This window comes from Acinetobacter sp. WU_MDCI_Abxc222 (genome assembly GCF_025514755.1).
Lineage (GTDB): Bacteria > Pseudomonadota > Gammaproteobacteria > Pseudomonadales > Moraxellaceae > Acinetobacter > Acinetobacter geminorum.
The window spans coordinates 26,348-48,149 of record NZ_JAHPVG010000003.1 but is presented as its reverse complement, the minus strand read 5'-3'; the positions used below and the strand labels follow the sequence as shown (position 1 = coordinate 48,149).

24 protein-coding genes and 1 pseudogene are annotated in these 21,802 nt (G+C 39.2%); 6 read left to right on the top strand and 19 right to left on the bottom strand.

The window, feature by feature from the left end:
- Positions 1-23: 23 nt before the first annotated feature.
- The 3 genes from KTJ10_RS06200 to KTJ10_RS06190 form a co-directional block, all read right to left on the bottom strand.
- Positions 24-872 carry a TauD/TfdA dioxygenase family protein gene (locus KTJ10_RS06200; protein WP_262441594.1) on the bottom strand — a complete coding sequence of 283 codons (849 nt, stop codon included), beginning with the start codon at positions 870-872 and terminating at the stop codon, positions 24-26.
- An 11-nt stretch (positions 873-883) separates the two neighbouring features.
- Positions 884-1,870 carry a quinone oxidoreductase family protein gene (locus tag KTJ10_RS06195; protein ID WP_126645863.1) on the bottom strand — a complete coding sequence of 329 codons (987 nt, stop codon included), beginning with the start codon at positions 1,868-1,870 and terminating at the stop codon, positions 884-886.
- 136 nt (positions 1,871-2,006) lie between these two features.
- Entirely contained in the window at positions 2,007-2,759 is a 753-nt protein-coding gene (locus tag KTJ10_RS06190; protein ID WP_262441593.1) for an aspartate/glutamate racemase family protein, read from the bottom strand.
- 279 nt (positions 2,760-3,038) lie between these two features.
- On the opposite strand from KTJ10_RS06190, the gene KTJ10_RS06185 reads away from it, so the two are divergent.
- From KTJ10_RS06185 to KTJ10_RS06175, 3 genes are read left to right on the top strand one after another with little or no spacing between them, the layout of a single operon-like run.
- Positions 3,039-3,611 (top strand): nuclear transport factor 2 family protein, encoded by a 573-nt coding sequence (locus KTJ10_RS06185; protein ID WP_213071439.1) that lies wholly within the window; start codon positions 3,039-3,041, stop codon positions 3,609-3,611.
- On the top strand, positions 3,578-4,072 hold the full coding sequence (locus KTJ10_RS06180; RefSeq protein ID WP_262441592.1) for a chalcone isomerase family protein: 495 nt from the start codon (positions 3,578-3,580) through the stop codon (positions 4,070-4,072). Before KTJ10_RS06185 ends, KTJ10_RS06180 begins: the two co-directional genes overlap by 34 nt.
- Positions 4,073-4,089: 17 nt before the next feature.
- The gene (locus KTJ10_RS06175; RefSeq protein ID WP_199976054.1) at positions 4,090-4,785 is read left to right on the top strand and encodes a response regulator transcription factor; all 696 of its coding nucleotides are present in this window, start codon (positions 4,090-4,092) and stop codon (positions 4,783-4,785) included.
- Here KTJ10_RS06175 and KTJ10_RS06170 read toward each other — a convergent pair.
- From KTJ10_RS06170 to KTJ10_RS06125, 10 genes are all read right to left on the bottom strand, one after another.
- A complete protein-coding gene (locus tag KTJ10_RS06170) occupies positions 4,782-6,110 on the bottom strand; it encodes a sensor histidine kinase (protein WP_068611629.1) in 1,329 nt (442 codons plus the stop codon). The genes KTJ10_RS06175 and KTJ10_RS06170 overlap by 4 nt on opposite strands.
- A gap of 32 nt (positions 6,111-6,142) precedes the next feature.
- Positions 6,143-7,189: an SAM-dependent methyltransferase gene (locus tag KTJ10_RS06165; protein WP_262441591.1), complete on the bottom strand. Its 1,047-nt coding sequence runs from the start codon at positions 7,187-7,189 to the stop codon at positions 6,143-6,145.
- An 8-nt stretch (positions 7,190-7,197) separates the two neighbouring features.
- On the bottom strand, positions 7,198-7,977 hold the full coding sequence (locus tag KTJ10_RS06160; protein WP_262441590.1) for a DUF1295 domain-containing protein: 780 nt from the start codon (positions 7,975-7,977) through the stop codon (positions 7,198-7,200).
- 29 nt (positions 7,978-8,006) lie between these two features.
- Entirely contained in the window at positions 8,007-9,206 is a 1,200-nt protein-coding gene (locus tag KTJ10_RS06155) for an SAM-dependent methyltransferase (RefSeq protein WP_262441589.1), read from the bottom strand.
- Positions 9,203-9,994 carry a DUF1365 domain-containing protein gene (locus KTJ10_RS06150; protein WP_262441588.1) on the bottom strand — a complete coding sequence of 264 codons (792 nt, stop codon included), beginning with the start codon at positions 9,992-9,994 and terminating at the stop codon, positions 9,203-9,205. Before KTJ10_RS06150 ends, KTJ10_RS06155 begins: the two co-directional genes overlap by 4 nt.
- Positions 9,995-10,015: 21 nt before the next feature.
- Positions 10,016-11,278 carry an NAD(P)/FAD-dependent oxidoreductase gene (locus tag KTJ10_RS06145; protein ID WP_262441587.1) on the bottom strand — a complete coding sequence of 421 codons (1,263 nt, stop codon included), beginning with the start codon at positions 11,276-11,278 and terminating at the stop codon, positions 10,016-10,018.
- On the bottom strand, positions 11,275-12,246 hold the full coding sequence (locus tag KTJ10_RS06140) for an acyl-CoA desaturase (protein WP_262441586.1): 972 nt from the start codon (positions 12,244-12,246) through the stop codon (positions 11,275-11,277). The genes KTJ10_RS06145 and KTJ10_RS06140 overlap by 4 nt, the downstream gene beginning before the upstream one ends.
- A 119-nt stretch (positions 12,247-12,365) precedes the next feature.
- Entirely contained in the window at positions 12,366-12,929 is a 564-nt protein-coding gene (locus KTJ10_RS06135) for a lipocalin family protein (RefSeq protein WP_068563395.1), read from the bottom strand.
- Positions 12,930-13,025: 96 nt separating this feature from the next.
- Complete coding sequence (locus tag KTJ10_RS06130; RefSeq protein WP_262441585.1) at positions 13,026-14,429, bottom strand: heavy metal sensor histidine kinase; 1,404 nt, start codon at positions 14,427-14,429, stop codon at positions 13,026-13,028.
- Positions 14,426-15,097, bottom strand: a complete 672-nt coding sequence (locus KTJ10_RS06125; protein ID WP_045125699.1) for a heavy metal response regulator transcription factor — start codon at positions 15,095-15,097, stop codon at positions 14,426-14,428. The genes KTJ10_RS06130 and KTJ10_RS06125 overlap by 4 nt, the downstream gene beginning before the upstream one ends.
- A 125-nt stretch (positions 15,098-15,222) precedes the next feature.
- Here KTJ10_RS06125 and KTJ10_RS06120 point away from each other — a divergent pair, with 125 nt between their 5' ends.
- Together KTJ10_RS06120 and uraH are read left to right on the top strand one after the other, a co-directional pair.
- On the top strand, positions 15,223-15,690 hold the full coding sequence (locus KTJ10_RS06120; protein WP_014207181.1) for a GlcG/HbpS family heme-binding protein: 468 nt from the start codon (positions 15,223-15,225) through the stop codon (positions 15,688-15,690).
- Positions 15,691-15,700: 10 nt separating this feature from the next.
- The gene (uraH, locus tag KTJ10_RS06115; RefSeq protein WP_000167347.1) at positions 15,701-16,102 is read left to right on the top strand and encodes a hydroxyisourate hydrolase; all 402 of its coding nucleotides are present in this window, start codon (positions 15,701-15,703) and stop codon (positions 16,100-16,102) included.
- A gap of 60 nt (positions 16,103-16,162) precedes the next feature.
- Here uraH and KTJ10_RS06110 read toward each other — a convergent pair.
- Both KTJ10_RS06110 and KTJ10_RS06105 read right to left on the bottom strand, forming a co-directional pair.
- Positions 16,163-16,369, bottom strand: a pseudogene (locus KTJ10_RS06110) (hypothetical protein); the annotation flags it as partial.
- A 16-nt stretch (positions 16,370-16,385) separates the two neighbouring features.
- Positions 16,386-17,282 (bottom strand): NAD(P)/FAD-dependent oxidoreductase, encoded by an 897-nt coding sequence (locus KTJ10_RS06105; protein ID WP_262441584.1) that lies wholly within the window; start codon positions 17,280-17,282, stop codon positions 16,386-16,388.
- Positions 17,283-17,395: 113 nt separating this feature from the next.
- Between KTJ10_RS06105 and KTJ10_RS06100 the strand changes: the two genes are divergently transcribed.
- The gene (locus KTJ10_RS06100; protein WP_262441583.1) at positions 17,396-17,851 is read left to right on the top strand and encodes an Rrf2 family transcriptional regulator; all 456 of its coding nucleotides are present in this window, start codon (positions 17,396-17,398) and stop codon (positions 17,849-17,851) included.
- 105 nt (positions 17,852-17,956) lie between these two features.
- Here KTJ10_RS06100 and KTJ10_RS06095 read toward each other — a convergent pair whose 3' ends face one another.
- From KTJ10_RS06095 to KTJ10_RS06080, 4 genes are read right to left on the bottom strand one after another with little or no spacing between them, the layout of a single operon-like run.
- Positions 17,957-18,664, bottom strand: coding sequence for a membrane integrity-associated transporter subunit PqiC (locus KTJ10_RS06095; RefSeq protein ID WP_032052267.1), 708 nt, complete (start codon positions 18,662-18,664; stop codon positions 17,957-17,959).
- On the bottom strand, positions 18,654-20,321 hold the full coding sequence (locus tag KTJ10_RS06090) for an intermembrane transport protein PqiB (RefSeq protein WP_081035389.1): 1,668 nt from the start codon (positions 20,319-20,321) through the stop codon (positions 18,654-18,656). The genes KTJ10_RS06095 and KTJ10_RS06090 overlap by 11 nt, the downstream gene beginning before the upstream one ends.
- Positions 20,322-20,328: 7 nt before the next feature.
- On the bottom strand, positions 20,329-21,138 hold the full coding sequence (locus KTJ10_RS06085; protein ID WP_262441582.1) for a paraquat-inducible protein A: 810 nt from the start codon (positions 21,136-21,138) through the stop codon (positions 20,329-20,331).
- Positions 21,135-21,743 (bottom strand): paraquat-inducible protein A, encoded by a 609-nt coding sequence (locus KTJ10_RS06080; RefSeq protein ID WP_005068380.1) that lies wholly within the window; start codon positions 21,741-21,743, stop codon positions 21,135-21,137. Before KTJ10_RS06080 ends, KTJ10_RS06085 begins: the two co-directional genes overlap by 4 nt.
- Between the last annotated feature and the right edge of the window lie 59 nt (positions 21,744-21,802).

The following is a 21,802-nucleotide window of genomic DNA, read 5'->3' as shown; positions in this document are numbered from 1 at the left end:
GATAAAATTATTAACCTATAGACTTAATAGGTCGCGTCACCAATAATGCCGGCCCGTTCCATTTTTCGGTGGCAAGGTGGGTAATCCATGACTGCATAATGTTGTGTGCTGCGGTTATCCCAGATGGCAATGCTGTTAGGCTTCCAACGCCAACGCACTTGAAACTCTGGAATATACGCTTGAGAAATTAAGTAACGCAGTAGTTCAGCTGCGCCCGGATTGGCATCTTGTCCAAATCTAACGCGCTCTTTGGTGTGATAGTTACTAAAGTGGGTTGTGAACGCGTTGACGTATAAAATTTTCTCGCCCGTTTCAGGATGAGTACGTACCACTGGATGCTCAGCATCAGGGAACTTTGCTTTTAAGTCCAAGCGTTTTTCAAGTGGCATAGCCGCACCAAAACTCGCTTCTATGCTGTGGTAGGCACGTAAGTCTGCAATCTTAGCCTTAATATCGTCGGGTAAAGACTCATAGGCCATAACCATATTAGTCCACATGGTGTCACCACCTACAGGTGGGCATTCAACACAGTGCAGCACACATCCCATCGGTGGAACCTTGCGCCAGCTTGCATCGCTGTGCCAAGCATTTTCATAACGATCGACAGGACTTTCCGGATGTTTATAAATCTGCACCAAACCCGGATGATCAGGATGGCTGCCTACCGCGGGATGATCTTCAAGCGGTCCAAATTTTTCTGCAAAAGCCACATGATCCTGACGGGTTAAGAGCTGATCTCGCAAGAACAACACGCGATGTTTAAGTAGTTGTGTGCGAATTTCAGTAAATAATCCATCATCATAAATCGCATCAGCGAGCTTGACACCACTAAGCTCTGCACCAATATTGCAAGTTAACTGTTCAATTTGCATAAGAAATCCCTTCAAATTACAAAGATTGATGAACCTATTGTTTTACGTGCTTCCAAATCACGATGAGCTTGCACGGCATCCTTTAGCTCATAGCGCTGATTAATTTCAATTTTGATTCGCCCATGTCGAACATGATCAAATAATTCATTTGCCAGTTCTTTCTTCTCGGCAGGATCTGCAATGTAATCTGCCAAAGCTGGACGTGTGACAAACAATGAACCTTTCACAGCGAGTAATACGGGATCAAAAGCAGGAATTGGACCAGATGCTGTTCCTACGCAGACCAACAAACCACGGCGTTTGAGAGAGTCTAATGAACTCATAAAAGTGGCTTGGCCAACACTATCGAAAACGACATTTACCCCCACGCCGCCTGTTAACTCACGTACACGCTCCGCAACATTTTCATGACTGTAGTTAATGACATGATCACAACCATGAGCTCGTGCTACAGCAGCTTTTTCTTCTGAAGATGTGGTCCCGATAACAGTTAGGCCAAGTAATTTAGCCCATTGAGAAACGATCAGCCCAACACCACCTGCGGCTGCATGTAATAAAATTGAATCACCCGCTTTAAAGTCATAAATGCGGCGCATTAGATAAGCAGCGGTCAACCCTCGCATGGTCATGGCTGCCGCTGTTTCACAAGAAATTTCTTCGGGTAATTTAATTAAAGCATTTGCTGGAATTAAACGGTGGGTGCTATATGCACCTAACGTATTTAAAAAACCTGTATAGGTAACTCGATCACCTACTTTAAGCTGAGTTACTCCTTCACCTAAAGCTTCGATAACACCAGATGCTTCGACGCCCATGCCATTAGGCATTGGAATTTGATAAGTTCCATTGCGAAAATATGTATCGGCATAATTTAAACCGACTGCCACATGACGTAGGCGTACTTCTCCAGCTTTTGGATCTCCTACTTCTACATCTTCATAGCGCATTACTTCTGGCGTTCCTGTTCCATAGAAACGTATAGCTTTCGTCAACGTCATGTCCTATTCCATATTTTGGTTTTTTATTGAGTGCCTATAAAAGCAATAACCAAAATTACAACAGTTAGGATATGGACCACTTTACATTTGACGACACAAGCTTAACGTTTAATGACAAAGGATATTCCAAATATTGCTAAACAGTATTTCCAGCAATTGCAGCAGATATATTTAAATTGGTGCTATGAGAATTTTTATTTTCACTCAAGCTAAAACTTACTGCCTCTTTTGCGTGAATAGTGGTGGTATCAAATAAAGGAACCGAGAATTTAAGCTCGCCAATTAACATACAAATTTCGGTACAACCTAAGATAATTCCTTGAGCTCCTTCAGCAATGAGCCTCTCTACAATAGCAATGTACTTTTGCTGAGAATCGGGGTTAATTACACCTAAACAAAGTTCTTCATAAATAATGCGATGGACTGTCTTTCGATCTTCTTCATTTGGAATAATCACATCAATTCCATAATCCTGCAATCGAGCTTTATAAAAATCTTGCTCCATTGTAAAAGCTGTTCCTAACAGTGCAACTTTACCAATGTTTTGACTCAAAATTTCTTTTGCCGTTGCGTCAGCGATGTGTAAGAAAGGAACGGTAATTGAATCTTCAATCTGTGCAGCAACTTTATGCATGGTGTTAGTGCACACCAAAATACAATCTGCTCCTGCTTTTTCTAAATTTTGTGCTTGCTCAGCTAAATATGCGCCAGCTTCTTGCCATAAACCCTTCGCTTGCAAGGCTGCTATTTCTTCAAAATCGACACTATTAATAATGACCTTAGCTGAGTGCAATTTTCCTAATTTACGATGAACCATTTTATTGATTTGCTGATAATAAAGCGCTGTAGATTCCCAACTCATTCCGCCTAATAAGCCGATTGTTTTCATTATTGAATCCTTCTATTTATGCAAAACTTATCTATATCTCTTATGGGTAAAGCGCAGCTAGAATAAAATTGCTTTCTTAGTTTATTTCTAGCTTCTCCCATTTATTAATATGAAAAGCTGTGGAGGCCAGAGAAATGTTTAAGTTCAATAGACCTTATTTATGAACTTCCCAAAACAGAAAACTCCTTCATAAATCCCAAATCATAAAACATAAGAATTCACGCAAAATTCACGACCAGCTCTTTAATTTGATCTTATAAAGTTGGCTTGGATATCGACATGAAAATTATAACTACAGCCCTAGGGTTGATTACTTTGGTAGGTTTAACGGCGTGTAAAAGTGTGCCTAGTTACTCAGGTGACTATGGCAAAGCTGAACAAAAAATTACTGGTATAGAATTAGATGACCAACAGGCGCTAGATGTCGGCAATCGTTTTGTCGCTGCATTTAATACGCTCGGTACCCCTTCTTTTGTAAATAACGCGAGTAATCTTTACGCTGATCAACTTTATATCAACGATACACTCTCGCAGTTCTCTCAAAAGAAAGATCTCATTAAGCATTTTGAAGGCATGAATGCCCGAGTGAATAATGTCACGGTAAAACTCATTAGTGCAACTCATCACGAAGATACCGCCTATATTCATTGGTACATGACTTATGACTTTAAAATGCTAGGCCGCTCAAAAACCATGGCTTCTTATGGAATTAGTCAAATTAAGATTAATGACCAACAAAAAATTATTTTCCAGCAAGATTATTGGGATCCAGCGAATGGCCTCTACCGTTCTTTACCCATATTCGGAGGAGTATATAAATGGATATTGCCGTTCAAAAAAGTCGAATCTTGATATTTCTAGGAATCTTAATCGTATCTCAAGCGAATGCGGCTGAACTAAAAAAATGCAGTTCAGCACCTTTAATGGTAACGAGCAAGAAGGTGGGAAATGTCAGTTACTTTGCTGAAGATTGCCTAAAAAATTGGCAAAGCCAAAGCATCAAAATGGAGTTTAGCTATAACCGCGATATTCCCGAGTGGGCATTTAAACGCGCAGCCACCCACTTTTTGAAGAAAAATGTTAGCGGCTTTGATACGAAATCCCCGCTTAATCATATTAATGAACTATATAGGCCAATTAAGAGTGGAGATCTTTATAGTCTCAACTATCAACATGAAAATCAAAAACTAGAACTGAAATTAAATCAGAAGCTACTCGGCTCTTTAAACAATCCGAATGCAAATCAATATTTTAAAATCTGGTTTGGTAGCGAACCGTTTAATGCTAAATTAAAACAACAATTATTAAATTAATGGCTTAATAAAATCTCATGGGTAATCACTTTATCCTCATGGTTGAGGACCATTTTGAACTTGCAGCAACGGTCTGCGAATTTCTTGAAGTGCATGATTATGTTGTCGATCATGCACGTAATTTAGATGCTGCACGGACTTTTCTCAAATCTCAGCATTATCATCTTTTGTTGCTCGATATAAATTTGCCCGATGGCTCGGGTTATGACCTATGTAACTGGCTACGTACCGAACAAGGCGTTGATATTCCCGTTCTTATGCTAACAGCAAGAGATACTTTAGATGACAAACTTAAAGGTTTTACTGCTGGCACAGATGATTATTTAGTAAAACCTTTTGATTTTAATGAACTAGTAATGCGGATTCGTGCATTAATAAAAAGAGCAGCTGGCGAAGTCACTCACCATAAAATTCAGATTCACGACTTAATTCTTGATAGCGCAACTCAAACCGTGGTTCGTGCTGGAAATAATATCGAGTTACCCCCTATTCAATTTAAACTATTAAAAATTTTGATGCGTCAGTCTCCAAAAGTGGTGACCAAGCAAGAACTGATGATGGAATTATGGGGCGACGAAGAACCTGAAAGCGATGCGTTACGCAGTCACATTTATAACTTAAGAAAAATGGTTGATAAACCTTTCGACCCTAAACTATTACATACAGTGGCAGGTGTCGGTTTAAAAATTGCTTTGGAAGATTCTGCGACTTAACTTAAATAGACCACAACAATTAAGCCTGTGGTTGGCTCCAAATCGAGTTCAGGATGAGTGGTTAAATAGTACTGCCGATCAAACAGCTCCACTCTCCATCCTAATTGCTTGCAAAGCTTTTGTACCAATTGCAAACCAATGCCATGACCTTTAGCCTTTAAGGAAAGTTGTGTGTCGCTGAGCTCTTGCACCTTTACATCGTTAGGTAAAGAAATTCCAATTCCGTTATCTGCAATAATCAGGCTGTTTTTTTGTTGAATAATGTCGATTTGTGAACCTTGAGAATAGTTAAGCGCATTACGTAAAATATTACCTAAAACCATTTGAGTCATAGAAGGATATAACCAGCGTGGCTGTTCAGCTGAGTCTGGATGAATACTAATATGTATTCCTTTACTCACACTCATCACTTCTAAACTTTCAACTAAATCCTTTACTGTTTTGGATAATAAATTTTTCTCAGATGGCAAGCTCTGTACCGTATTACGTGCAATCGCAAGTAAGGTATCAACGAGCAACTGCATATCTTCAATTGTATTGTGAAGACGGACTAAGGATTTATCGTCTCCATATTTCGCCTGACACAGTTGCACATTACCTTTCAAAATGGTGAGTGGAGTGCGTAACTCATGACTCACATCTCCAGTAAATTCTCTTTCGCGTCGAATAAAATCACTTAAAACCTGATGATATTTTTCTAAAGCTTGTTTGAGATATTCAGCTTCCATATTGCCATTGGTATTAATATCTCTAAAAGGTGATGCTTGAGTGTCTTGATGTGCCCAATCAATATTTTCTAAAGCATTCGCCAAACGTGTAATTGGAGAAAAATAGCGTCTTGCTCTTCGATTTGACCACCACAAAAAGCTATATAAAACAGATAAGCTGAACATCAGTGGAGCAAGACCAAATAACCAGATCAGTTTATTAACATTACTTTCGCCAAATACCAACAGAACATGCTGACCATTACGCTCACCATAGACCGTCATTCTTTCTTTACCATCAACGAATACTCTGTGCACGCCACTTTCTAAATGCATTCCCCGAAAAGGTTGAGGCGCGACCTGTGTATTCCAACGATATCCATATAAATTTTTAGTATCTGGTAAATCAGCATTTGGATTACGTTCTATGCGTAACCAGTAATGCTCCATTTCCTGTTCTAAAGCGGTTTTAAGTAAAGAGCCCTTAATCACCCAAGCACTACAAGCCAACCCGACCACGATCGATAATGCAATCAGACCAATCTGCAACCAGTAATATCGATTGAACATTTGGGCTAATGGATGACTCGCTTTGCCATCATGTCGATTTTTTATCATATCTTTATCGCCGGGATAGGCTATAGAAATTACTATGATCGCTTTTTAAATAAAAAGTGACCAATGACCCATTCTTGACCTTGCTCAAAACCAAATAACTCAGCACAAGCCATGAAGAAAATACGCCAGCGTTGCCACCAAATATTGGCATCTTTTCCATAGATTTTTTTAAACAAGGGCTTCAGTTCGACTTCTTGGTTATCCATGTTATCAAGCCAAGCATTTGCCGTTCTCATATAGTGCTCACCCGACCACTGCCACTGTTGAGCCAACTCTAAATGCTCTTGAAAATGCAAAAAAGTCGAAGTCGAAGGCATTAAACCGCCAGTAAAGAAATACTTGGACATCCAATCATAATCTGATTTCACTTCAAAAGGATAATGTAAAAAGCGATGGCAAAAAATATGACACCAAAGTAAGCCGTCTGCTTTTAACCAGCCCTGAATTTTTTCAAAAAGACGTTTGTAATTACGAACGTGTTCAAACATTTCAACCGATACAACACGATCAAACTTGTTTTGTTCTAATTGGAGTACATTCACATCACAGGTGAGCACTTCAACATTGGTTAAACCTCTCAACTCTGCTTGCCGAAGAATATGCTTTTTCTGCGTTGCAGAATTTGAAACAGCCGTAATCTGTGAGCGTGGATAGTTTTCTGCCATCCACAAAGTTAAAGAGCCCCAACCACAGCCTAACTCTAAAATGTGTTGACCGTTTTTAAGTTGTGCTCTTTCACAATAAATCTGAAGAGCCAACTCTTCTGCCTCATCTAAAGTTGTGGTTTTAGTCGGGAAATAACACGCACTATATTTGAGTCTTTTTCCAAGCACCGCCTGAAAAAACTCGGTCGGCAATTCATAGTGCTGCTCGTTTGCCTTATCCGTTTCAACGGCGATTTCGCTCTTCTTCAGCATATTAAGCACATCCATGTAGCGCTGCGCCCCTTGTTCAGGGTCATAACGGCCTTCTTGGATTAAGCGCTTTTTACTTAAAGCACGAATTGCAGCTCGAATTGCATGATCTGGAATCACACCACTTTCAACAATTTTCAAAGACTGATGAACAATAAAATCCATATGCGCACCTATTTTTTGGGTTTTCGCGGAATAAACATTGATGTTTTTTGTTGATAATCAAGATAATTTTGACCGCGACTTTTAATTGCTTGTTTTTCACTAAATGGAATACCCGTGACGTAATATAAAAATAGCCACATCAGTAACGGATAAATCCACAATAGATATTGGCCTGCCGCTAAACCAATAATTGGATAGGCAAACCAATGTAACCATTCAAAAAAATAATTGGGGTGACGTGAATAACGCCATAAACCCTGATCCATCGTTTTGCCATGATGATCTGGATTTAATTTAAATCGGTATAATTGCTGATCAGCGAGTTGTTCTCCAATGAAAGCAATTGCCATGATGACAGCTGCAATTACTAAAGCGACTTTATATCCTCTACTCCATTCAGTTGCCTCTACATTGAGGAGCATCCACATCGGCAAAAAGAACAAAAGCACTAAAAGTGTTTGAAAGATAAAAAAGAATAAAAAGCCAATATGCTGAAACTTACCCATCGCTTTACGCATGCTCGCGTAACGGCCATCTTCTTTTTGTTCAGATTGATAACGTCTTAACAGATGCCAAAATAATCTTAAAAACCATAAGCCGCTAAAAATACCGATAAAAAGACGCACTTCAACTGGGGCAACTGAAATGAGTAAAGAAGACACAATAATGTTTACTGCCAGACAGAAACTCCATGCAGCATCTACTATTCCAGCTCGGCCATTTAGAGTGGCAAGTAGCCAGCTCAGCAACATGATCATTAAATCTAGAATCAGTAAATTACAAAACATGAGCAGTCTCCTTACTTGAGCTGTTTGATTTAGTAACTGGTACTTTCAAACAACAAGTGAACATTGCTTATCACGCCTTCTTTAAAACCACCTTCGCAATAACATAAATAAAAATCCCACATGCGAATGAAGTTTTCATCAAAACCTAGAGCCAATACTTGTTCCCGCGCTGCTAAAAACCGCGCTCGCCAGTGATGAAGTGTTTGTGCATAACTTAAACCAATATCATTTAAATGCTTTAACCTTAAACCACTCTCAGAAGCAGTTTTAGTTAATACACTCACACTAGGAATAAAGCTACCCGGGAAAATATAGCGCTTAATATAATCAACTGTATTTAATGCTTTTTTATACCGGAAATCTTCAATAGTAATGGCTTGAATAAATGCCAACCCTTTCGGTTTTAAGAGTGCTTTACATTGATCAAAGTATGTCGATAAATATTGCGCACCAACCGCCTCAACCATTTCAATTGAAACCAGCTTATCGAACTTGCCTTCGAGCAAACGGTAGTCTTTAAGTTGCACATCAATTCGATGTGCCAAGCCAGCTTCATTTACACGAGTAACCGCTTCATCATATTGAGCTTGTGAAATGGTAATGGTGGTTACTCTACAGCCATAATGTTGAGCTGCATAAATTGCAAAACCACCCCACCCACTTCCAATTTCAACCAAATGATCTAGTGGTTTTAAATCTAACTTTTTACAAATGATCTCTTTTTTTAAATCAGATGCTTGTTCGAGTGTCATGTTTTCATTTTCAAAAACGGCGCTCGAATACATTAAAGACGGATCTAAAAATAATTTAAAAAAGTCGTTGCTTAAGTCGTAGTGCTCGGCAATATTTTTACGGCTACCACTTATAGAATTCTTTCGATTTTGATACCAAGCTTTAAGAAAAAACTGGCTCGCTTGAGCAATAACATTCTGGTTGATTTGGTCTAATACAGCTCGGTTACGTGCCAAAATCTGAATCAACTCGACAAGGTTCTCGCTGCTCCAGTCACCACGAATGTAGCCCTCTGCTGCTCCCAAAACACCATTTTTTAAAATGAGATCCATCAATAAAGGATTGTGAACTTCAATCACAGCATGTAAGTCTGAAACTTCACCGGCCGTCCCATTCCACGCGCCCTGAAAAGTGATCTGTCCATGACGTAATTTGAGAAGACTCTTGAGCAATAACGGTAGTGAGTCATCTTCACCATAAAGAAATGTTTTTATCATGTCTTATCTACCTTGATCTTTTTAGGATGACGATAAAATGGAACTTTTTTTCGCCACAACTTAAATGCCTCTAAATATATTGAAAACAACATTTTAAAAGGCGCTAGGCTGTTTATAAGAGCATATCGATATTGCTGTGAAGGAAATGTGATGGGCACAAGCTCAAAGCGCATAGTGGCATCAAAGACTTGTTTTTGCTCTTCAAAAAGCTGCATGTGAATGACATTCTGCTGATCTGAAAAACTAAATCGCCAACGGTAAGTCAACTGCATGGGCATGAACGGCGAAACATGAAATGATTTTTCAAAGTTAAAATCAAAACTCTGATAATCACCCACCTGACTTTGTTGTTTTATACAGTCATGTGTATAGACTTTTCGTTCATTCCATGGGGTGTTGGTAATTTCACTAAGAATAAATAACGGTTTTCCGGCTTTATTTAAAACAAAATAAAATACGACCGAATTAAACCGAAAACCTAAACAACGAGGCAAAGCCAAGACTCGGATTTCCCAGTCTGGCCGAAGATGTAAGTGATTATTTTGCAGTATCGCTTTCTCTACTCTGTCCCTTATAGAACCGTGATACATGTTTAAAAAATCATTTTTAGATAGCTTTAATACATTCCAATGATCCGTCGACCAGAGTGAACAATTTTTTGTAATATCAACTAATTGATCTGGATCAAACCATAAATAATTTAAGGTCGATGTAAACTCATGCGGTTTAGGGCTATAACGCCGATGACGAATAAGCGCAGGAGCGATAGCAAGTTTATTTAATAACATTTGAAAGCTCCTTACTTATTCTTATAACGCTAAGAGTTGCTCAACAACACGTGCTGCACTGCGGGCACCGTCTTCATGAAAGCCCCAGCCCCAATATGCTCCACAAAACGAAGTCCGATTTTGCCCATTAATTTCGTGCCAACGAGATTGAGCTTGAATCGCTTTTGCATCAAATACGGGATGTCGGTATTGCCGCTCAACCAAAATGTCTTCGGCTTTGATTTTCATATTCGGATTTAAAGTAGAAAAAATTTGCGTAGCACAGGATAAATTCTGCAAATTGTTCATCCAGTAGGTAAAACCATAATGTATGTTGGACACTTCGTTTTGAACTTGAGAAGTTGGTGTTACATGTACATGCCAGCTTGCCCACTGCAAACGGCTTTTAGGCATAATTGAAAGATCACGATGGACGACCATTCGATTATCTTGATAACCAAATTGGCTTAATATTTCTTGTTCAAGTTCTGACGCATCTTTAATTAAATTTAAGCTATCGTCAGCGTGGCTTGCAAAAATCACCCAGTCATATTGGGCTTGCCCTTCAACGGTTTCGATCAACACAGTTTCTGGTGAACGACTCACAGCTTTTACTTCTGCAAATTTCCACTCAATGGATCGGCATTTCTTTTGAATAGCACGAATATAGCTTGCCGAACCATGTTTAACTGTTTGCCATTGTGGGCGGTCTTTTAACTGCAACATGCGGTGATGTTGAAAAAAGCTCACCACAAATCGATATGGAATTTGTCCTACTTGCTCAACGGGTGCCGACCATAAAGCACCGCACATCGGATAAAGATGCTCATAACGGAACTCATGACTATATTTGTGAAGGTCCAAATACTCTTCAATCGATAAATTAGGATCAATATCCGCCACATCTATATCTTTATTGTCATCATAAAAACGCAGCAAATCTGAGAGCATTTGCAGAAATTTTCGGTTTAAAAAATTCTGCGGACGGGCAAAGAGCGACCATTTTTTTGAAGGATTATATTGAAGTCCACTGACCAGATTATTCACAGAAAAACTCATATCGCTGCTTTGAGTTTCTACGCCTAATGTTTTAATCATGTCGGTAAATAACGGATAGTTATAGTCATTAAACACAATAAAACCACTATCTACCGCGACTTTAGTGCCTTTTATCTCTAGCTCGTGAGTGTCAGTATGACCGCCAAAATAATTATTTTTTTCATACACAGTGACTTGATGTTGTTCTGACAATCTCCAAGCTGCGTAAAGTCCAGATATCCCCGAACCAATAATGGCAATTTTCATAACACTTCACCGTTTTCAATTTTTTCTATCGATAGGTTTTTAATCTTTTTGTATTGATAAACCTTGTCTGGTACTGGCTTTAGCCCCCACACCAAACCAAATATAGACATCAGTTTGAGCACATAAAAAGTGATATCAATCTGCCACCAATAAAAACCTTGTCGCACACTGCCTGCGTAAAAGTGATGGTTGTTGTGCCATCCTTCACCCAAGGTAATTAAAGAAAGTAGGAAGTTATTACGGCTATCATCTGGGGTGTTAAACTCACGTGAGCCATAACGATGAGCGAGTGAATTAATACACAAGGTTGCATGTGTTAATAGAACAGTGGAAATCACAAATCCCCACACTAAAAGCTGTAAACCATTGGTGCCCAACTCAGGGAAATGTTGTGCAAGCCACGAACCTAAACCATAAATTGCTAAGGCCGTCAAAATCACAATAGGCAAACTAAATCGATCTAGCCAAATTAGCTCTGGATATTTCAACCAGTCTTTAATGACTTTTTTTCGAGTGGCAAAATTTTGCTCATTTAAAAACCAGCCTACATGCGAATACCAAAAGCCTGCTTTCGCTGAATGCGGGTCCTGATCGGTGTCGGTAAAGTGATGGTGATAACGGTGATGTGCTGCCCACCATAACGGCCCGCGCTGCGCACTCATGGTTCCGATCAGTATAAAAATGAATTGAACAATACGTGAGGTTTGAAAAGTTTTATGCGAAAGATAGCGGTGAAAAAAAGCAGTAATTGCAAACATGCGAAGAAAATAAAACCCCAGCATGAAGATCACAGCAAACCAAGATACGCCCACCCAAAATGCAGCTAAACAAGCGATATGTAATAAAATAAAAGGAATAATTCTTAACCATTGAATTTTCTTTTCAATGACATATTCGCTAGAAGCACCCATTTGCGCATTTTCTGAATCTGACCAGCTATCGATCCAGCGCAGAAAAAATTTAGACATTGATTCTTCCTGATCTAAAGCATTTCTTTTGGTTCTAATTTAGAAAATGCGCAATGAATTTTATGTGAAGTTCACTCGGTTACGAGATAAATATAAGCATCTACGCAACCAGCATTTCACTATTTAGAGTGTGTTGTTTTAACGAGTTTAGAAACGTCGTAGCCATAGCTTTTTGCGGTTTGCAGATAAGATTGATATGTCGCCTCATCAAGTTGAGGGCTACGAGAAAGAATCCATAAATATTTATGGCTTGGGCCACCCACTAAAGCGACCTGATAATTTGGGTCAACTCTTAAAACCCAGTAATCGCCTTTTGTAAAAGGAATCCATCTAAGACCAGAAGGTAAAAAGCTCACCTTCAATTTACTGTTGCCTTCATTTTGCGGATAAGCAACTCCTTCAGATGAGATCATTTCGCCTTTTTTTGTCGTACAGCTATTTAAAACACCAACAGTTTTGTCCGCGTTAATAGAATAGTTTGCAGTTGTATTGGCTACACAATTACGCTGAAAAAACATCGGTAAATGCGCAATTTCATACCACTTACCTGCGTATTTATTAATATCAATAGAATCAACAGCGACAGGTTTAGTATTGGTATCTGCAAAGGTGCTCAAAGGAAGCATTAAACTGACCGCTGCAAGGCTACTGCTGATGACAAGTGACTTAAATAATAATTTCATGATTGCCCTCTTCTGTTTATTTCATACTTTTAAACATACGTCAGAGGGCTGTGAACAAAGTGTGAATTCTAAAAATTAAGCAACATTAATAAGGATTTAATTGTATTTCTTTAGAGCATCTGCAACTGGAAAATCAAGCTCAAAGCACACACCCTCAACCGTGTTATAAACTCGATAGCGGCCATGATGTAGATCCATAATTGAAGCAACAATCGACAAACCTAATCCACCTGTTTGATTCTCATCACTTCGACTTGAATGGCATTGGTAAAATCTTTCAAAAAGATGCTCAAGTTGATGTTCAGCAATTGAAACCCCACCAGTTACCACAGTCAAACTCACCCATTGCTTATGCTCAATCATCTTATGTCTAGTGGCAATATAAATAGATCGCTTATCACCACCATGTACGAGCGCATTTAAAATGAGATTGTAAACGGCTCTTTGAAATAACTCAGGATCTGCAAATAACTTCTGGGCTTCTAAGTTGAAACTAAAATGACACTCTTGTTCCTCGGCCTGATATTCAAAAATCTGGCATAGCCCATCTATAACATCTTGGACGTTTATTTCTTGTTTGTTTACAAGAACCATTTTCTGATCGGCTCTTGCTAAAAAAAGCATGCTATCAATCATGCGTTTTAATCTGTGGTAATCATCCAAATGAGACACCAGCAAATCTTCATATTGCTTAACTGAGCGTTCGCCAGTTAAAGCAATCTCGGTTTGCCCAATCAGATTATTCAAAGGAGTACGAAACTCATGAGCGATATCTTCAGAAAAACGGTTGAGCTGCATATAGCCCTTTTCAATACGCTCAAGCATGTGATTTATATCTTTTGAAAGTAGCTCAACTTCTAAAGGTGAATTTGAGAGGTTTAATCGTTTCTGTAGCTGATATACGTTAATAGAATGAGTTTGCTTGCGAAGTTGTTGTAGCGACCTTAAACCTAGGTGACACGCTAAAATGCAAAGCACAAAGATTGCAAACACGCCTCCTACTACATACATCAAGAGACTTTCTTGAAAAGGTAAAAGAATATTGATGCGTTCCGACCACTGTTTACCTGCAATGAGTAGATAAGGCTCCTGATTAATTTTTATGCTTTTCCAAGCAATTCGCGTTGGATATGGGTTGTTGGCTAAGTCTTGAAATTGAAGACTGTTGCGCTGTGCAAGCTCAGGTAACTGAATATGGAGCGGATTAATATTAATTAAAGCTTTGTCTTTATGAATAAGCAGAAACAAATTGTCTTGGTTGCCTAGCATGTTTTGGTACAGTTTTGGCCGCGCAATAATTTGCTCTACATTTTCGCTATCTTGTAGCAAAATTTCCAAACGGTTAATTCTGTCAGCTAAAGCTTTATCTTGTTGCTTTAATAAAATTTGGTTAATGCCTAAATAGGTCATAAAGCCGACTGAACATAAAATTAAGGCAGAACAAAGTGTGACCAGTAATGTAATACGGACTTCAAGAGAACGTAGAAATTTAAAGTTCATAAGCTAACCGAAATTTTATAGCCCAAGCCACGAATGGTATGAATGAGTTTTAATTCATATCCTTCATCAATTTTGCTTCGTAAACGGCGTACAGCGACATCAATAAAGTTGGTATCGGTGTCAAAGTTAATATTCCACACTTCGGAACCAATTTGTCTGCGTGTCACGATTTGCTCTTTATTGATCAATAGATAGCGCAATAAATTAAATTCGGTTTTGCTCAGCTCAATTAAGTTGCCATTACGCCATACTTTATGACCGACCAAGTCCATTTTTAAATCGCTTATAGACAGCTCGTTTTCTTGTAGATATTGCTGTCTTCTTAACAGACTTTTAATACGTGCCAACAGTTCGATATAGGAAAATGGTTTAGCCAAGTAATCATCTGCACCTAACTCCAACCCTTTGACTCTATCCATCACCTGATCTTTTGCAGTTAAAAAAATCACCGGAATTTTGGAGAACTGACGTAATACTTGTAATACGCTCCAGCCGTCTATGTCAGGCAACATGACATCAAGAATAAGCAAGTCGTATTGATCTCTCTTTAGCATTTCCAAACCTTGCAGCCCTAAGTGAACACACTCCGCTTGATATCCAGACTCTTTTAATCCTTTGACCAAATAAGTGGCGATCTTGATCTCGTCTTCAATAATAAGGATACGCATTTTGTAGAGACTCATTTGAAAGATGACAACTTTGTAATGTGATTGTCATGCTTGGAATTATTCAATTTGTTTAAGATTTTCAAAGCGACATAGAGGCAATCATCATGAAAAAATTGAACTGGCTGATGTTAGCAGCCGTGCTATTTGGTAATAGTACTTTTGCACAGCCCCCTGCTTTGAATCAAGTTTATTCGTTAGATCTAAAAACTGCCCACCTGCTAGCCGACAGTGCAAAAGAGGCATGCAAAAAATTAAATCAAAACATTGCAGTTGTTGTTGTAGATCGCGGCGGTAATCCATTAACTGCCGAACGGCATGAGTTGGTGGGCCCACATAATTTAATGGCTGCTGAGAAAAAAGCCTATACCGCGTTATCTACCAAAACATCGACCTTAGTTTTAAGCCAAAACAGTAACCAAAACCCCGATGCAAAAAATTTAACTACCGTAGCAAATTTACTTTTGTTAGGCGGTGGCGTACCTGTCCGTTTTGAGAACCAAGTGATCGGTGCTATTGGAGTTGCGGGTGCTGGCGGCGCACAGAATGACAATCAATGCGCAAGCAAAGCCATTGAAACCGTTTTTCATTCATAAGGAGTTCATCATGACTAAATCATTTATTGCTTTATCTTCATTATTTATAGCTTCAGCTACATTTGCACAAACCAATCCACTAAGTGTGCATGTGTTAAACCTAGAGACGGGTTTGCCCTCTTCTCAGGTTGAAGTGGTTTTAGAAAAAAATACCAATAACCAGTGGGTTAAACTCAATCAGCAAGTGACCGATTCAAATGGTCGTATTACTGCGCTCTATCCAGAAAATAAAAAACTAGAGCAAGGAGTTTATAAAGTTACCTTTAAAACTGAAGACTGGTTTAAGAAGAACAAACAACAAACTTTTTTTGCCGAGGTTCCAGTAATTTTTAAAGTCGATGGAAGCGTAAATCACTACCATATTCCATTACTACTTAGCCCTTACGGTTATTCAACCTATAGAGGCAACTAAAATAAAAAACCCCTTTATCTGTTGTGCACAAGTAAAGGGGTTGATTAAAAACGATGCGTTTTACGAACAAACACCATTGCTAATAACCGATTTTTTGTTTGAATCTAGCGCCACAATTGAAGAAGAAACCGTATTAATGATTTGAGTCATTGCTTCACTTGAAGCATTCACAATACCTTCCATCTTTTTAGCTTTCTGATCAATCGGCTGCTTAAAAGCAATTCGACAATTGAGCTGAGATCCTGCATTCGTAATGATCTTAGTAGAATGCAGTTTTCCTAATTTACGATGAACCATTAAGAATAAGCGAACGGTGAGCGCTTACCCCTGCCATCATTCCATCTGCAACTGCGAATGGTACCGAACCACCTAAACGTGCAATATCACCGCAAGCAAAAACCCCTTTTACCGTGGTGTCTTTTGTCGCGTTTGTTTTGATTATTTGTCCAAACGGCGTGTCTTCGACTTCACATCCAAGCTCGGCCAGCCAAGGTTGAGTAATATATGTACGTGTTGGAATAAACAGTCCATCCAGAGCAATAACCTTTCCATCGGTAAACACAATCTCTGCCTCACCTCTGATTTCCTGAATAAGACATGGCTCTACAATCACTCCACGTTTTTGTAAGGAAGTATGCCATTCTGTATGAATGAGTTGATCACTTCCATTAAGTAAAAGCGTGGTTGGGCCCCAATCAGGCAACATCATCGCCAATTGTAAGCTGTGTTCTGACGTGGCCAAAATACCGATTTTTCCTTTTTCTAACTCGTATCCATGGCAATATGGACAATGAAAAACCGTTTTTCCCCATCTTTCAGCCAAACCCGCTATTTCTGGCAACTGATCACTAACTCCTGCCGCAATAATAATTTTTTTAGTTTGAATGGAATACACTCCATCAATACAAATACAAAAACCTTCATCTATTTTTGCAATTTTTTTAACTCTCCCATTTTGCCATTCAACAGTGCTATAAACTTCTAATTGTTTTTTTGCAATTTCAACAATTTCATTAGCTTGAGTTCCATCTTGGGTAAGGAATCCATGAGAATATTCAGCAAAACGATTTCTTCTTTGCCCTGCATCAATTATCGCAATGTTTCTACGTGCACGGGCCAACGGCATTGCTGCTGATAAACCCGCATAACTGCCACCAATAATCGCAACGTCATACAGCATTTTTTCACCCTTAATAAGTAACTTATGATGTTACATTAATGCCTTTTATTTTAATTTGCAACTTTTCATGTTACATTTTATACATTCTATTGATCACGCTGTTTTTTGTGCTTATGCGTACAGACAATAAACTTTCCCGAATACTTCATGTGCTTTTACACATGGCGAGGCAAAATCGCAGTTTTACTTCTGAAGAAATTGCCAAAATGTTATCAACTAATCCTGTAGTTATTCGTCGTACCATGATTGGGTTAAAACAGGCTAACTTTGTACAATCAGAGAAAGGGCCTGGCGGTGGTTGGCACTTAATAGGAGATATAGAAAAAATTACGCTTCTTGATATTTATAAAGCTGTTGGTGAACCTACAATTTTTGCAATCGGCAATGAAAGAAAAAATCCGGAATGTGCTGTAGAACAAGTCGTCAATGCAGCTCTAGATACAAGTATTCAAGCTGCACAGGCGATTTTGATTCAACGTTTAACAGAAACTACCCTAGCCGATCTTGCAAGATCATTTGATCAAATTTGTATTGAAAAAGGATGGGATTTAAAACACTCACATGAGTAAATTTTTCCTCACAGCTTTTAACTAACAACTAAAGAACTCAAAACCGGATGGAATTATCAAATTTTATCCGGCATTTAACCGGATAAAACGTGTATAGATTTAATATTAAGAACAGACACCATTACTAATAACCGATTTTTTGTTTGAATCTAGCGCCACAATTGAAGAAGAAACCGTATTAATGATTTGGGTCATCGCTTCACTTGAAGCATTCACAATACCTTCCATCTTTTTAGCTTTCTGATCAATCGGCTGCTTAAAAGCAATTCGACAATTGAGCTGAGATCCTGCATTCGTGATGACTTTTGCATTATTTGACTCTAATTGAGTGGGCGGTATTTGACGCTTCACTACCCAAGACACCGCAATATTAATATAGCTTTTATCTACAATATCAAAATGAGAAAAGTCTGTAGAAACTCGATATAAAGGCTGATTATTTCCAGCTAGCCCACTGCTATAACTGTCAATTGCCCCTAATTTTTGCTGTAAACCCGCCGACAAGGTATCGCGTAATTGCGTACCCATGGTCGATGTCCAACGTTCATTATTTAACACCGTAGACTTACCACTACTGTCTTGGAGTACCAAAGGCGCACGGTCCAATCGGTCTGGAATCCCGACGGGTAATACCTCAATCACCTGCACAGTTGATTTTGTAGCCGCAGTAATTTTAGGGGACATCGTATAATAATTTGGCGTTGGCGAACTCGAACATGCCGTCATGGCAACAGCCGTTAAAAACAGGCCGCTCCCAAGCAGCCATTTGGCTGCTTTAGGATGTTGAAAAGATAGAGTGTTTTTATTTTTCATCATCGGTCTCTGGTGTCTTACCACGAATAATTGATTCAGGATGTTGCTCAATATAGTCTGCCATTAACTGTAATGAAGCAGCTGCACGTGTCATTTGCTGCAATGCTTTACGTACGTCTTGTTGTAACGGCGCATCGCTCGACAAAATAGACTCTGACGATCTTACAGTTTTACGAACATCGTCTAAGGTTGCTTGTAAACCAGGTGCAACTTTTCCATCTAACTGTTTAACCAGTTTGTCGGTAGACTCAATGGCTGTGTTCATATTGTTGAGCGTTTTACGTACATCTTGCCCAATCTCAACTAACGGGAATTTGGTTAATTTGTCAGCAATCTGAGAAACTTGTGCTTGTAAGCCACTCAATTCAGTTGGTGTAGTTGGAATCACTACACGGTCATCACTCAAAATTTGTAATGTGGCTGGCTTAGCTTTAGGGAACTTATCTAGGGCAATATAGTTTTGGCCCGTGAGAAGGTTGCCTGTTCTCATTTGAGCACGCCATCCATGTTCAACAAAATCTTTGAAAATATTGCTGTTTGGATTGAGTGCCTGCCCATTCTCAACGCGTGACGGATAGATGACCGCCTCAACACGCATACGAATCTGCTTATAGTTGTTATAAAACTCTGCATTAATCGATTTAACATTACCAATTTCAATGCCCATGAAATCAATTGGTGCGCCAACAGACAGTCCACGTAATGAGTGATCAAAGTACATGATCACACCACGAGGTTGCCCATCCGGTTCTTTTAATGCCTCAGTTTTCGAATCCCACAGATTAAAGCGACTATGATTTGCCGCTGTGGTAGCATGCGAACTTTCAGGAATTCCAAAAGCAATACCGCCCGCGACAATACTTGCCAGCGATTGAGTATCTAAACTAAATCCTGAAGCATTCAAGCTCACATCAATACCACTCGCCTGCCAAAACCGTGCGTCGGTGGTGACAAACTTATCATATGGTGCACGGATAAAAGTTTGTAGCTCTACAGTTTTACCATCGTTAGACAATTTATAGGCTGTAATTTGGCCCACATTAATTCGACGATAATAAATTGGAGAACCGACATCTAAAGACCCCAAGTCATCTGCATTTAAGAAAAATTCTTTGCCCGGTACATCGGAAGTAATCACTGGCGGTACCTCTAAGCCAGTAAATTCAAGCTTTTTCTCTTCCGACTTACCACCATCCACTTCAATATATGAACCTGACAATAATGTGTCTATTCCTGAAACCCCACTCGTCCCAATCCGTGGTCGCACGACCCAAAACCGTGAATCTTTCGCGGCAAAGTTACTCGCATCTTTACGCAAATCAATTCTGGCAATCACATGTGAACGGTCTTCTGAAAGATCAATCTGCCGTACTACGCCAATATCCACCTGTTTATAACGGACCGTTGTTTTACCCGCGACCAATCCCTCAGCCGTCCTAAAAGATACGTCAATGGTCGGGCCGTGAGACAAGAGCGCTTTTATCGCTAATGAAAGCGCGATTAAAAGAGCAACCAATGGAATGAGCCAAATTAAAAGAGGCTTCCACCGACTTTTCTTTTCTTGGGGTTCTGGCAAATCATTCACGCTATCCAGTTCAACATCTGGATCACGACGATCTGAGTTACCAGGGGTTATTTCATTTTCAGACATACTCATTGTTCTTTTATTGACTGGGATTAATGGAATCATTATTCAACGGCGGGTGTTCAGCCTGAATAATCTTGGTTTTGTTTGAGGCAAAAGTAGAAGGTTTATTTGTATTTTGAGATGCGTAGAAGTTATCCCAAATAAGTCGTGGGTCAAAACTTAAAGATGCAAACATGGTTAGCACTACAACTGCACCAAAAGCGATCGAACCCGGCCCTGCTAAAATCGTAGCAAGTGATTGAATCTGAATGAGCGCTGTTAAAAGTGCCACCACAAATACGTCAATCATTGACCAACGGCCGATAAACTCGACAACTCGATATAATTTAACGCATTGCTCAGGTAAAAACTTCCACGCTGACGATTGTTGAAGATATACCGCCACCAATAAAAAATACAAAATCAGTAGCTTTAGCATGGGAATAAAAATACTGGCCATGAAAATGACCGCTGAAACCAGATAGTCTCCACTTTGCCAAAAGTAAATGACCCCACTCATGATGGTATCTTGCTGGCTACCCAACAGTGAGTCAGTCACCGTCATTGGAAGTACATTGGCTGGAATATAGAGAATGGTCGCAGCCACCACTAAAGCAAAAGTTCGATTTAAACTCGCTGGTTTACGTGAATGCAGCACGCTATTACAACGAATACAACGTAAAACTTGATAGCTTTTATCTCGTCTTTTTTTTCCATTTTGAGCAGAATTTACGACGCCACAGCAATGACACACAATTAATGAGAGATCTTTGGCTCTTGGGTATTGCTTAAGCATTGATCCTTGCTGCAAGCTTTGTGTTTGGGTCACATTTTTTATCGTTTTCATGGCAGTGACCTATCAATTTCGTTCCATATATCACTCACCTTTATGGAAGTAATATAGACCAACAATACACTTAAAATCGCAAATGCCCATAACGCAATCTCGGGAATCACCAACACCATTCCCATTAACTTCACAAGCGTGACCAAGATTCCAATTAAGAAGACCTCAACCATTCCCCACACTCTCATAAAATAAAGTGTACGTAAGGCAAATACTAAAAATGTGGGTCTTTTCTTCAATACGCTTACTGTGCCCAACACATAGGAGAGTAATAAAAGATAGGAAAGTGGCACAATAAAAGTGGTTATTAAAATAAGAATGCCAACAAAAGCCCGATCATAATGAAACATCACCCAGACCGCACCAAGTAAAGTGGTTTCAGAGATGTTGCCCTGCAATTCAATTTTTACAATAGGAAAGCTATTGGCAATAACAAATACGATCAACGCCGTTAAGATTAAAGCCAACAGTGTCGAAAAAGGTTTGGTGTGCCGATAGAGTTCAGCACCGCAGCATAAGCAATAAGCTCTTTTTCCATAAGCAAGCGGGGTTCTACGATAGACAGTATCGCATTCCTCACAACCTGCTAATTCTTTAAGCTTCATAGTTATACTCTGAGATTTATAGTTTTAACTGTGTCACACAAAACTCTTTTTATTACTAA